Annotated in this window: 10 protein-coding genes; 4 read left to right on the top strand and 6 right to left on the bottom strand. The window is 72.0% G+C overall.

All coding sequences use genetic code 11. The features are described 5' to 3' along the window. Positions 1 to 27: 27 nt before the first annotated feature. From ACETWP_RS06015 to ACETWP_RS06000, 4 genes are read right to left on the bottom strand one after another with little or no spacing between them, the layout of a single operon-like run. Positions 28 to 516 carry an HIT family protein gene (locus tag ACETWP_RS06015; RefSeq protein ID WP_373971305.1) on the bottom strand — a complete coding sequence of 163 codons (489 nt, stop codon included), beginning with the start codon at positions 514 to 516 and terminating at the stop codon, positions 28 to 30. 3 nt (positions 517 to 519) lie between these two features. Continuing rightward, positions 520 to 954 (bottom strand): SMI1/KNR4 family protein, encoded by a 435-nt coding sequence (locus ACETWP_RS06010; protein ID WP_373971304.1) that lies wholly within the window; start codon positions 952 to 954, stop codon positions 520 to 522. A 10-nt stretch (positions 955 to 964) separates the two neighbouring features. Continuing rightward, a complete protein-coding gene (locus ACETWP_RS06005) occupies positions 965 to 1,708 on the bottom strand; it encodes a trimeric intracellular cation channel family protein (protein WP_373971303.1) in 744 nt (247 codons plus the stop codon). Then, entirely contained in the window at positions 1,708 to 3,117 is a 1,410-nt protein-coding gene (locus tag ACETWP_RS06000; RefSeq protein ID WP_373971302.1) for a PucR family transcriptional regulator, read from the bottom strand. Before ACETWP_RS06000 ends, ACETWP_RS06005 begins: the two co-directional genes overlap by 1 nt. Before the next feature lie 157 nt (positions 3,118 to 3,274). Between ACETWP_RS06000 and ACETWP_RS05995 the strand changes: the two genes are divergently transcribed. The 4 genes from ACETWP_RS05995 to ACETWP_RS05980 all read left to right on the top strand — a co-directional run bounded on the left by ACETWP_RS05995 (position 3,275) and on the right by ACETWP_RS05980 (position 7,537). Beyond that, the gene (locus ACETWP_RS05995; RefSeq protein WP_373971301.1) at positions 3,275 to 4,945 is read left to right on the top strand and encodes a sodium-dependent transporter; all 1,671 of its coding nucleotides are present in this window, start codon (positions 3,275 to 3,277) and stop codon (positions 4,943 to 4,945) included. Beyond that, complete coding sequence (locus ACETWP_RS05990) at positions 4,942 to 5,079, top strand: methionine/alanine import family NSS transporter small subunit (protein ID WP_373971300.1); 138 nt, start codon at positions 4,942 to 4,944, stop codon at positions 5,077 to 5,079. Before ACETWP_RS05995 ends, ACETWP_RS05990 begins: the two co-directional genes overlap by 4 nt. 139 nt (positions 5,080 to 5,218) lie before the next feature. Continuing rightward, the gene (gabT, locus tag ACETWP_RS05985) at positions 5,219 to 6,559 is read left to right on the top strand and encodes a 4-aminobutyrate--2-oxoglutarate transaminase (protein ID WP_373971299.1); all 1,341 of its coding nucleotides are present in this window, start codon (positions 5,219 to 5,221) and stop codon (positions 6,557 to 6,559) included. Positions 6,560 to 6,673: 114 nt separating this feature from the next. After that, complete coding sequence (locus tag ACETWP_RS05980; protein ID WP_373971298.1) at positions 6,674 to 7,537, top strand: universal stress protein; 864 nt, start codon at positions 6,674 to 6,676, stop codon at positions 7,535 to 7,537. Between the two features lie 57 nt (positions 7,538 to 7,594). On the opposite strand, the gene rarD is transcribed toward ACETWP_RS05980, so the two are convergent. Continuing rightward, positions 7,595 to 8,599 carry an EamA family transporter RarD gene (rarD, locus tag ACETWP_RS05975; protein ID WP_373971297.1) on the bottom strand — a complete coding sequence of 335 codons (1,005 nt, stop codon included), beginning with the start codon at positions 8,597 to 8,599 and terminating at the stop codon, positions 7,595 to 7,597. A 164-nt stretch (positions 8,600 to 8,763) separates the two neighbouring features. Beyond that, the gene (eccCa, locus tag ACETWP_RS05970) at positions 8,764 to 12,726 is read right to left on the bottom strand and encodes a type VII secretion protein EccCa (protein WP_373971296.1); all 3,963 of its coding nucleotides are present in this window, start codon (positions 12,724 to 12,726) and stop codon (positions 8,764 to 8,766) included. Positions 12,727 to 12,729: the final 3 nt, after the last annotated feature.

The raw sequence follows: 12,729 nt of genomic DNA, 5'->3' as shown, positions 1-12,729 counted from the left end.
AGGACGAGCCGCTCATCTGGGGCTCATCTAGGGCGTCCGCTCCAGCGCGGCCCGCAGCTCGGCGGCCAGGCGGGCGCGCTCCGGCACCGGCACGCGGTGGCGCAGCTGCTTGTACAGTTCGTCGCCGTGGTACCGGGGGAACACGTGCTGGTGGTAGTGCCACACGTGCTGGTTGCCGGCGGGCTCGTTGTGCTGCCGGGTCGAGGTCCCGTCCGGTTCCCAGATGGACTTCATGGCGGCGGCGACCCGTCGCGTCATGACCATGATGGCGGCGGCGACGTCGTCGGGCAGCTCGTAGAGGGTCTCCAGATGCCGCACCGGAATGACCATCGCGTGGCCGCCGTGCGTCCCGAAGCCGTCGCAGGCCATGATCACGGCGACGGCGTCGTCCCGCAGGACCATGTCGGTGGCGGCGCAGAGGTTGTCCGGCGAGCTGATCCGCCCGTCCAGCAACTCGCAGAACGGACAGGCGTATCCGGCGGGCGCGTGGGAAGGCCAGGGCCCCGCGCCCGACAACGGCTAGTCCTCGAGCTCGGGCTCGAGCTCGTCGAAGACCCAGGAGAACATGTCCAGCATGTATTCGCTGAAGGTGCCCTCCTCGCTCTTCCACGACCCGCGGACGTTGTGGCGGCGGTGGACGATCGGATCCGGGATGTCGAGGTGGTCCTCGCGGATGCCCCAGACGTACTGCTCCTCCTCGTCCTCCATGAACAGCAGGTAGCCGTCCTCGATCTCGAGCTCCTCGGGATCCCAGACGAAGTAGTAGGCCTCCATGAGGTCCTCGCAGCCGCCGAGGGCCAGGTAGAACTCGCGCAGCGCCTGCGGGATCTCCACCCCGGCCTCGTCCAGGGCGTCGTCGAGGTCGTCCTCGGTCAGCCCGTCCTCCGGGTCCCACGCGTCGTCTAGGTATTGCGGAACCAGGGAACGGAACTTCTCAACGAACATCTCAGCCATGCGTCAAATCCTATCGGTCTCCGGAGCGCCGCGGACGCGCCCACCCGCGGGCCGCGAGCGGGGCGCGCCAGTGCAGCCGCAGGGCGAGCTCCCGGAACACGAAGACGACGACGGCGATGGCCACCCCGGTGCCGAGGTTGAGCAGCCCCAGCGTCCCCGTCCACGCGGCCAGCCCGGCGCCGAGCATGGCCGGCAGCGCGTAGATGTCCTTGTGGTTGAACAGCTGCGGGACGTCGTTGGCGGCCACGTCGCGGAGCAGGCCGCCGCCGCACGCCGTCGCGACTCCGAGCAGCGCGGCGACGACGGGGGACAGGCCCGCGCCGAGCGCCTTGTCCGTGCCCGTGATGCAGAACAGGGCCAGCCCCGCCGCGTCGAAGTGCAGCAGCCAGCGGCCCAGCCGCGTCAACCGGCCCGAGACCAGATACACGGCGACCGTCGCCAGCAGCGGCGGCACCAGGTAGACCAGCGAGGTGAACGACGTCGGCACGCCCTGGTCGATGATGACGTCGCGCACGATTCCGCCGCCGAGCCCGGCGAGATACGCCAGCGCCAGCGACCCGACGATGTCGAAGCCCTTGCGCGCCGCGAGCAGCGACCCGGAGACGGCGAACGCGAAGATGCCGATCAGCTCGAGCCAGAGGCCCACCAGGTCGGTGTCGACGGACGCGACGGCGCCGTCGACGAGACCCGCCGGGGTCAGCGACGCACCCAGGGCGGCCACCGCGGCCACCGTCGACAGGAGCCCCGCGCCCATCAGTGCACGTCCCGGGCGGCGAGCGCGAGCCAGAGCTGGACCCGGTCCGGCGTCGTGGTGGGGTCGAAGCCGCTCAGCTCGGAGATCTGCTGGAGGCGGTAGCGCACGGTGTTGCGGTGCAGGCCGAGGTCCTCCGCGACCGCCCCGACGCTGCCGTTGAGACGCAGGTAGGACCGCAGGGTCGCCAGCAGGTCCGCCCCGTGCGCCGCGTCGAACGCCTCGAGCGGATCCAGCGCCTCGGCAGCCAGGTCGCCGAGCGGGACGTCGCGCGCCGCCAGCAGCAGCGACGTCAGCGAGAGGCGCGAGGGTTTGTTGACCGCCTCGCCGTGGCGCAGCGCCTCCACGGCCTCGAAGTAGCTCCAGCGCAGCCCCGAGGGGTGCGCGTAGGAGCCCCCGTAGGCGACGCGCGCCTCGATCCCGGCACCCTGCAGGTACGCTGCGAGGCGCCCCGCGGCCGCGGTGCCGTCGTCGGTCTCCAGGACCACGGCGAGCCGGTCGTCGACGACTGCGCTGGCGGCGTCGCCCAGCTCGGGGGGCAACGGCAGGGAGCGCAGGGCCCGCGGCCGGCCGGTCGAGGACTCCACCAGCAGCACGGAATGCGGCGCGGCTGCGGCGATCCCGACCGTCTGCAGGCGCAGCGCGGCGTCCTGCCCCTCGATGGTCCCCTGGGTGAGGTCGCCCAGGACCTGCCCGGCGACGGTCCGCCGCGACTCGCGCAGCCGCGCCTGGCTGGCCAGCTCGACGCCGATCAGGGACTGCGCGTAGTCGATCAGCCCGTCGCGCGGATACGGCTCGGCGACGTAGAGCGTGCAGCGGTCCTTGAGCCCCGTGGCGATGGGGATGTCGTGCCACGCGCCGGAGTCCGTGGGCGGGCCGTGGACGCGGGCCCCGTACTGGGTGAGCGCGACGCTCGCGCCGAGCAGCCGCGACAGCTCCTTCAGCAGCTCGCCGAGCCCGCCGCCGCCGAGGAGGGCCGCGGCCAGCTGCTGGTGTCCGCGGAGGAGCCGCTCGACGCGCCCCAGGTGGTCGGAGGCGATCGCCTCGGCGATCATCCGGGTGATCGCGACGAACGGGGTCGCGTACGGCACCTCGAAGACCGGCAGTCCCACCTCGGCAGCCCGGCGCACGACGGCGGCCGGCACCTTGGCGTGGGTCAGCCCGGTCCCGTAGCCCAGCGCCAGGGCGCCGGCGTGGCGGGCGCGGTCGACGAACGCCGACTGCGCCGCCGCGGTCTTCTGCCGCAGTCCCGTGGTCAGCAGGACCTCGCCGCCGCCGAGAAAGGGGGCCGGGTCCTGGAGCTCGGTGACCGCGGCCCACTGGATCGGGGCGTCCGCGGCGTCGCCCGCGTCGGTGAGTGCGACCAGGCGCAGCTCGGGGGAGGCCAGCAGCGCGGCCAGGGTCATCGCCATGCCTCCGATGGTAGCCCCGTCATTGTGCGATGGACCCATGGGTCGGCGAGTCCTTGGTCAAAGTGACGGGTCGCACAGCGGGAGCGGGGTCCGCCCGGCGAAGGACGCGGGCCGTTCTCAATTGTGACGCCCCGCACCGCGGTCTACCGTGGATGCCATGACGACTCCATCCACCAGCGGGGCGGCGAAAGCCCCGACCGCCGCCCGAGAGACCTTCTCGTCGCGGCGGCTCTTCATCCTGTCGGCCATCGGCTCCGCCGTGGGCCTCGGGAACATCTGGCGCTTCCCGTACGTGGCCTACGAGAACGGCGGGGGAGCCTTCCTGATCCCCTATCTCGTGGCGCTGCTGACCGCCGGCATTCCCCTGCTGTTCCTCGACTACTCGATCGGGCACAAGCACCGGGCCTCCGCGCCCATGGCCTTCCGGCGCCTGCACCGCGGCGCCGAGCCCCTGGGTTGGTGGCAGGTGCTGATCAGCTTCATCATCGCCGTCTACTACGCCGTCATCATCGCGTGGGCCGTGATGTTCACCGGGTTCTCGGTGACGCAGGCCTGGGGCGACGACGCCGAGGGGTTCTTCTTCGGCGAGTTCCTGCAGATGGCCGAGGTGCCGGGCCTGTCCTTCGACTACGTGCCGGGCGTGCTCCTCCCGCTGCTGGGGGTCTGGGCCGTGGTGATCGCGATCATGGTCTTCGGCATCCGCAAGGGCATCTCGCGGGCCAACGGCATCTTCCTCCCGCTGTTGATGGTCATGTTCCTGATCCTGGTCATCCAGTCCCTCTTCCTCCCGGGTGCCACGGCCGGACTGGACGCGTTCTTCACGCCGAACTGGGCGGCCCTGGCCAACCCCGGCGTCTGGGCGGCGGCCTACGGGCAGATCTTCTTCTCGCTGTCCGTGGCCTTCGGCATCATGGTGACCTACTCGTCCTACCTCAAGCGCAAGACCGACCTGACGGGTTCCGGCATGGTCGTGGCCTTCTCCAACTCGGGCTTCGAGATCCTCGCCGGCATCGGCGTGTTCGCGGCGCTGGGCTTCATGGCGCAGGCCGCGGGCACCGGCGTCGACGAGGTGGTCAGCGGAGGCATCGGACTGGCGTTCGTGGCTTTCCCGACCATTATCTCGCAGGCCCCGCTGGGGGCGCTCATGGGGCTCCTGTTCTTCGGCGGCCTCGTCTTCGCGGGGCTGACCTCGCTGATCTCGATCATTGAGGTCATCATCGCCGCCGTGCAGGACAAGCTCGGCTGGGCGCGCGTGCGCGCCACCCTGGCCGTCACGCTCCCGCTGGCCATCATCTCCATCGGGCTGTTCCCCACCACCACCGGGCTGCAGCTGCTCGACACCTCCGACGCCTTCGTGAACAGCTTCGGCATCATGGCCGTCGCCCTCGTCACCGTGGTGATGGTCTCGGTCGGGTTCACCGCCTTGCCGCGGCTCGCGAAACACGTCAACCGCATCTCGAGCCTCAAGCTGGGGATCGTGTGGCGCGTCCTCGTCGGCGGCGTCGCCCCGATCGTGCTGGGCTACATCCTCATCTCGGAGATCCAGGCCAAGTCCGGCGAGCAGTACAGCGGCTACCCGGCGTGGTTCAACGGCGTGTTCGGCTGGGGCATGGCCGGGGGCCTGATCGTGGCCGCCATCCTGCTGACCCTCATCCCGTGGAGCGCCAAGAGCGCCGTCCACGACCCGGAATTCGAGCGCATCGCGGCGTCCGAGCAGGCGGAGCAGGACGCGATCGACGAGCTCGAGGAACAGGCGTGGGACGACGACCGGCGCCGCGACGGCGACCCAACCCCCGTGCCCCGCACGCAGAAAGGAACGACCCCATGAGCGGCATCGCCATCACCATGATGATCATCGCCATGATCACCGTCTGGGGGGGCCTGGCCATCGCGCTGGTCAACCTGGCCCGCCATCCCGAGGACGAGGGGCACCTGCCCGAGGAGATCGCGCCGGAGCTCTAGCCCACCCCGCCGGGGCCCGCGGAACGCTATGCACCTGCACAGCGTTCCGCGGGCTTCGCTGTGCCGGGGGCCGTGGCGGGGCGCCCCGGCGGGAACGTAGTCTCGGCGGAGGACATTTTCGGCCCGAAAGGAACTTCCCATGGACATCCAGTACCGCCTTGAGCAGAAGCGCAACATCTCCGGTTCCTTCCCCGGGCCCCGGTCCGCGGCGTTGGCCGAGCGCCGGGCCGCGGTGGTCGCCAAGGGCGTCGCGTCCTCGGTGCCGGTCTACGCCGCGGACGCCGACGGCGGCGTCATCGTCGATGTCGATGGGAACTCGCTGGTGGACCTGGGCTCCGGCATCGCCGTCACCACGGTCGGCGCCGGCAACCCGAAGGTCGCCGCGGCCGTCGCCGAGCAGGCGGCGCGCTTCACCCACACGTGCTTCATGGTGACCCCGTACGAGGGCTACGTGGAGCTCGCGGAGAAGCTGGCGAAGCTGACGCCCGGAACGCACGAGAAGAAGTCCGTCTTCTTCAACTCGGGCGCCGAGGCCGTCGAGAACGCCGTGAAGGTCGCCCGCGTCGCCACGGGCCGCACAGCCGTCGTCGCCTTCGACCACGCCTACCACGGGCGCACCAACCTCACCATGGGCCTGACCGCGAAGGCGGCGCCGTACAAGCGCGGCTTCGGCCCGCTGGCCTCCGAGATCTACCGGATGCCCATGAGCTACCCGTTCCGCGAGGAGAACCCGAACATCTCCGGCAAGGAGGCCGCCGAGCGCGCCATCCTCGCCATGGAGAAGCAGATCGGCGGCGACCAGATCGCCGCGATCATCATCGAGCCCATCCAGGGCGAGGGCGGGTTCATCGTGCCCGCGGAGGGGTTCCTGCCCCGGATCGCCGAGTGGGCCAAGGAGCAGGGCATCGTCTTCATCGCCGACGAGGTGCAGTCCGGCTTCTGCCGCACCGGGGCCTGGTTCGCCTCCGAGCACGAGGGCGTGGTGCCGGACATCGTGACCCTGGCCAAGGGCATTGCCGGCGGCATGCCGCTCTCCGGCATCGTGGGCCGCGCCGAGCTGCTCGACTCCGTCCACCCGGGTGGCCTCGGCGGCACCTACGGCGGCAACCCGGTGGCCGTGGCCGCCGCGCTCGCGGCCCTGGACTTCATGGAGGAGCAGGACCTCTCCGGGCGCGCCCGCGAGATCGAGGCGCGCTTCTACGCCCGCCTCCGGCCGCTCCAGCAGGAGATCGCCGCGATCGGCGACCTGCGCGGCCGCGGCGCCATGCTCGCCATCGAGTTCGTCAAGGCCGGGGGCATCGAGCCCGACGCCGATCTGACCAAGAAGATCGCGGCGGACTGCCTGGCCCAGGGCGTCGTCATCCTCACCTGCGGGACCTACGGCAACGTGGTGCGCCTCCTCCCGCCGCTGGTCATGGGCGACGCGCTGCTCGACGACGCCCTCGACGTCCTCGAGGCGGCCATCCGCGCGAACGCCTAGACGGCTCGTCCCGGCCCCATCGCGGGACGGTAGAGTCTGAGCCACCACCACGACGGCGGCGCCCCCACCCACGGCGGAGGGGGCGCCGCCCCACGCCCCCAGGAGGCACCCCCGATGCGCTATCTAGTTGGCTACCGTCCCGATGAACGCGGGGCCGAGGCACTGCGCCTGGGCATCGCGGGGGCGCGCACCCTGCAGTGCGAGCTGGACGTCGTCTACGTCGTGTCCCACAACACGCCCTACGTGGCCTCGCACCCGGAGGGCAGCCGCGTCAGCGCCGAGGAGCAGCGGCTGCTCACGGCCAAACGGGAGGCGCTCGCCGCGGTGCCGCAGGACGTGCCGGTCCGCTTCCACATCCGGTCGAACGACTCCACGGCGCAGGGACTGATCGACGCCGCCCGCGAGCTCGGAGCCGTGCGGATCGTCGTCGGGGCCGCGCGCGAGGGCGTGCTGGACCGCTACAGCATCGGATCCGTGGCGAACGCGCTCCTCCATTCCAGCCCGGTGCCCGTGATGCTGGCGCCGCGCGGCTACGGCAACACCGAGCCGTTCAGCCGGCTGACGGCGGGCGTGGGGGAGCGGGAGGGCTGGCAGAGTGTGCTCTCGACGGCGCTTTCCTCGACCCGGCGTCACCACCGTCCGCTGCGGCTCGTCTCGCTGGTTGCCCTCGATGCCGAGCGGTCCCGCTACGGCGAGGACGCGAACGCCGCGCTCCGGCACGCCAACTCGGTCCTCGCCGAGGCCGCCCGGAGCCTGCCGCAGGACATCGACGTCGCGATCGACGTGGTGCAGGGACGCAAGGAGGAGGACGCGATCGCTTCGCTGGACTGGGAGGAAACCGATCTGATGATCATCGGATCCAGCCGCCTCGCCCAGAAGCACCGCCTCTTCCTGGGCAGCACCGCCAGCCGCATGTTGCGCGCGCTGCCGGTCCCGATGATGGTGGTTCCGCGCGACCACGAGCCGCCGCGGGCCTGACGGGCCGCCGCGGGCCTGACGGGCCGCCGCGGGCCTGACGGGCCCGCCGCCGGCCGCCTAGTGCGGCGGCGCGGTCGCCGCTTCCGACTCCCGCGCGCGGGCCGACGCGGCCGCACTGGCATCGGCCCGGCGGCGGATCCCCGGACGGCGCATCATGTCCACCGTGAGCAGGATGATCGCCACCCACACCAGGCCGAAGCCGATCCAGCGCTCGACCGGCATCTCCTCGTTCAGCAAAGTCAGGGCCAGGATGAACTGGAGCACCGGGGCCAGGTACTGCAGCGTCCCGATGGTGCTCAGCGGCAGCCGCCTGGCGGCCGCCCCGAACAACAGCAGCGGGACCGCCGTGATGATTCCGCTCGCCGCCATCAGCCAGAAGTGCGTCGGGCCCGAGGAGAGCACCGTGGCCTCGTCGCGGGACAGGATCCAGGCCATGTATCCCGCGGCCGGCAGGGCCAGCACGGCCGTCTCGACGGACAGGGTGGTCACCGCGCCCGCCGTGCGGCCGACGCGGTTCTTCACGAACCCGTACAGCCCGAAGGAGAAGGCCAGCGTCAGCGCGATCACCGGCAGGCTGCCGTAGGCGAACGTCAGCACCAGCACGGCCAGCAGCCCGAAGCCCATGGCGGTCCACTGGACGCGGTTGAGCCGCTCCTTGAGGATGAGGACGCCCAGCGCGGTGGAGACCAGCGGGTTGATGAAGTAGCCCAGCGACGCCTCCACCGCGTGCCCGTTGAGCACGGCGTAGGTGTACGTCAGCCAGTTGACCGCGATCAGCACCGCGGCCACGGAGAGCCGGAGCATCGAGCCGCGGTCGCGCAGGAGCACGGCGAGCTGCGGCCAGGAGCGCGTCGCCGTCAGCAGGAGCGCGCAGAAGAGCAGGCTCCACACCACGCGGTTGGACACGATTTCCAGCGGACTCGCGATCCCGATCGTCACGAAGTACAGGGGGAGCAGGCCCCACAGGCCGTACGCGCCGAGTCCGTAGAGGAGGCCCGCCCTGCGGTCGCGGGCCGGGCCGGCGTCGTTGCGCTCGGCGGCCCGGGTGGGGGTGGTTGGCATGGTGATGCCAACACCGCGCGCCGGGCGCGTATTCCGCCCGGGCTGGTTGTCTCGCCCACTGGACGTTCCCGGCACGACGGCGGCGCCGCGGCCCCGGCGTCGTGCGGGTTGTGCGTCGATCGGCACCCTGCCGGTTCCGCGTGCCCGCCGCGGCCCCGGGCACCCTAGCTCAGGTACGCCTGGATGGTCTGGAGGGGCTTGCCCGTCTGGACCAGCTGGCCGCGGCCCGGCGGCAGGGCCCGCGCCCTGACGTTGTTGATGAGGCCGCCCTCGGAGCGCTCGCCGGACATGATCAGCGCCGCGGATCCGGAGTCGCGCAACGTGGAGAAGAACGACTCGTACATGCCCCGGCTCGCGCCGCGGACCTTGCGCGTCAGCACCACGTTGAGGTTCAGCTCGGCCGCCATCGGCAGGTAGGTGGTCAGGCGCCCCATCGGCGAGCCGCCGCCGGCGGTGAGGATGTCGTAGTCGTCCACGAGCACAACGAGGCGGGCCGTGCCCGGCTTCTCGTCCGCGGTCCCGCCGGTGGTCCGCAGCTGGAGCTCCTTGACCAGCGCGGCGGAGAGCTGCTCGGCGACCGCCGCGCTTCCCGCGTAGCCGCCGAGGTAGTCGTCCGGCACCACGTCGTCGAGCCCCTTGCGCGGGTCGTAGACGGCGAAGAGCAGCTCGTCGGGGGTGTGCTGGCCCACCAGCGTGGACACGAAGTTGCGCAGGACGTTCGACTTGCCGCACTCCTCGTCGCCCATGACGATGAAGTGCCGGTCCTTGGCGGTGGTGTCCAGCAGGTGCGGCCCGAGGTCGACCTCGCGCAGCCCCAGCGGGACCACGCCCGGAGCCGCCGGCCGCGGAGCATCGGCGAGTCCCACGGCGCCCGGCAGCACACGCACGCGCATCGCCTGGTCGCGCGTGGACTCCGCGACCTGGGCGACGAGGTCGCGCAGGCCGTCCGAGGCGTCCTCCGCGTCGGCCACGCCGTCGATGCGCGGCAGCGCGACGTGGCCGATCAGCTTCCGGTCCGAGAGCGCGCGCCCGGGGGCGTCCGCGCTCACCCCGGCCGCCACCTTCCGGTCGATGGCCGAATCCGCCGGATCGGTCAGCGCCAGCTCGATCCGGTTGCCGAAGAACCCCTGCTGGGCCATGCGCAGCTCGGCGCCGCGGTTCAGCGTCGTGACCACGTGGATGCCGTAGCCGCCGCCACGCATGATCAGGGCGTTGACGCTGTCCTGGATCTCCTCGAAGTCGTCCGCGATCTGCCCGTAGCCGTCGATGACCAGGAAGACGTCGGCGCTGGGAAGCTCCCCGAGGCGGCCCTCGGCCCGGAGGCGCCGCATGGTGGCCAGCGAGTCGATCCGGTGCTGCTCGAACACGCGTTCGCGCACCAGCAGCATGCCCATGAGCTCCTCGACGGTGCGGCGGACCACCTCGCGGTTGGTCCGGATCGCGGTTCCGCCGACGTGGGGCAGCCCGGCCAGCGGCAGCAGGCCCGAGCCGAGCAGGTCGAGGCAGTACACGCCGACCTCGTGCGGGGAGTGCGTCAGCGCCAGCGAGGCGACGACGGTGCGCAGCAGCGTGCTCCGCCCGGACTGCGGGCCGCCCACGATGACCAGGTTGCCGCCGCCTTGGGTGAAGTCGATCTCCCAGAGGCCCTGCCATTGCCGGGCCGGGTCGTCGAGCAGGCCGATGGGCACGCGGAGCCCGCCGCCGCGCGCGAGACGGAGCCCGCGCTCGCCGGGGCGCACCGAGCCCACCGCGGCTTCCAGCGAGATGGCCGGCGGCAGCGGCGGCAGCCAGATCTCCTGCACCGACCGGGGGAACGAACGCAGCGTGTCCATCAGGGTCGACATGACGGTGGGGCCGGTGGTGCGCCGGGCAGGGGCGTTCCGGCCGGCGCCCGCGGGGGCGCCCGCCGCGCCCGCCGGGGATCCCGCATAGCGCGGGACGGGCACGACGACGGCCGCCTGGTCCGTCGCGCGCGGTTCCGGGGTCTCCTCCGCGTCCAGCGGCCCCGATACGTAGCCGGACTTGAAGCGCGTGTAGACCGTGGTGTCCACCTTGAGGTACCCGTAGCCGGGTACGGGAGGGAGGTGGAACGCGTCGCCGGTGTCCAGCACGGTGCGGCTCTCCGACTCGGACAGCGTGCGCAGGCCGATCCGGTAGGACAAGTACGTCTCCAGGCCGCGGAGCTTGCCGCCCTCCACCCGTTGGCTGCTCAGCAGCAGGTGCACGCCGATCGAGCGGCCGATGCGCCCGATCGAGAGGAACAGGTCGATGAAGTCCGGGCGCGCCGTGAGCAGCTCGCCGAACTCGTCGATGATGACCACCAAGTGGGGCAGCGGATCCATCGTCTCGCCGCGGGCCAGGCGCTCGGAGCGGTGGACCTGGTAGTCGGTGATGTTGGCGATGTTGCCCGCGGCCTTCAGGACCTCCTGGCGCCGCAGGATCTCGCCGTTGAGGCTGGCGTAGACGCGCTCGACGAGCGAGAGGTCGTCGGAGAGGTTGGTGATGATGCCGGTGACCTGCGGCGCCCCCTCGAACGGGGCGAAGGTCGCGCCGCCCTTGAAGTCCACCAGGACCATCGCCAGGACGTCCGGGGAGTGGGTGGCCAGGAGACCGAACACCAGCGACCGGAGCATCTCCGATTTCCCGGAGCCGGTGGCCCCGATGCACAGGCCGTGCGGGCCCATGCCGAACTGGGCGGACTCCTTGAGGTCCAGGACGGTCGGCCGGCCGCCGTCGTCCGGACCCAGGGGGACGCGCAGGAAGTCGGCCTCGCCGCGGGGACGCCAGGCGCGCTCGACGTCGGCGCGGTCCAGCCGGGGCGACAGGCCGAGCATCTCCAGGAAGCTCGCGGAGGCCGCCCCGCCGCCTCCGTGCTCGAGGGAGTCGGCGGAGAGCCGCAGCGGCGCCAGCTCACGGGCGAGCGCGGACGCCGTCGCGACCGGTAGGGGATCCAGCACGCCGGACGCGACGGCCGGGTGCACGGGGTCGGCGCGGTAGTCCTGCACCTCGAAGCCGTCCAGCGTCTCGCTGATCCGCAGCGACACCTCGCCCGGCTCGTGGCCGCGGTCGTCCACGAGGTGGAGGACCGTGAGCCCCAGCCGGCCCGGCTCCACGAACTTGTCCGCGAGCGGAAGCTCCGCGGACTGCGTGCCGTGCGAGTCGGAGACGACGATCAGGCGCGAGAGCGCCTGGCCGGGCGCCGCGGAGGTCTTGCGGGCCTCGACGGCCAGCTTGGCGCGCCGCGACAGGTCCTCGGACATGACGCCGGCGAGGGTGTCCGGGTCCGGCGCGATGCGCCGGACCAGCCCGGTCTCGTCGGCGAGCGCCTGGTCCGCGAGGTGCGGAAGCCAGGAGGCCCACTGCCAGTCCTCGCGGTGGATCTCGGGCGCGCTGATGCCGAGGGCCAGGTCCTCGGGCGAGTGGAACGCCGCTGCCTCGCACAGGATGTTCCGGGCCAGCGCCAGGACGAAGCCGCGCGACCCGACGATGCTGACGTTGCCGGCCCCGTCGAGGGGCACCGTGATGGGCATGTCCGGCGAGGCCGCGTAGCGCCTGCGGAGGATCTCCGCCTCGGCGACCATAAAGGCGTCCAGCTGCTGCGTGGAGCCCGCGCTCTCGGCGACGACGATCTCCCGGCTGGGCCGCTCGCCCGTGCCGATGCGCACGTCCAGGAAGTCCTCGTTGCCGCGGCGCCGCTCCCACAGCCGCAGGGGGTTCCGGACGATGTCGAACAGCGCCTCGGGCGGCGGGCTGGACACCCGGGCCACCGCGGCCGCCCGCTGTTCGTCCGCGCGCAGCTTCACCCGCGTCCGCTCCAGGTAGCGCATGTAGTTGTCGCGGGCCTGGGTGCGGGCGCGCGCCTGCTTGCCGCGCTGGCTGAACATCATGAAGACCGCGAGGACGACCGTGAGGATCATCATCAGCGCGCCGACGGCGGCGAAGGGGGAGTTCCTGAACGTCATCATGACCGTCATGGAGACCGCGCCGCCCAGCATCGGCACGACGGCCACGAGGTTCAGGCCGGGCGCCTCCCCCTCCACGGGCGGCGGCCCGTCGATGGCGAACGGCCGGAAGTCCCGCAGCGGTGCCGATGTCCGGGCGGGGCGGTGGACGATCCTCTGCGACATGCC

Origin of the sequence: Arthrobacter halodurans (genome assembly GCF_041877255.1) — a bacterium.
In the GTDB taxonomy this organism is placed as follows: domain Bacteria; phylum Actinomycetota; class Actinomycetes; order Actinomycetales; family Micrococcaceae; genus Arthrobacter_N; species Arthrobacter_N halodurans.
Note: the sequence above shows the minus strand (reverse complement) of the source record. Positions and strands in the feature narration are given on the sequence as shown.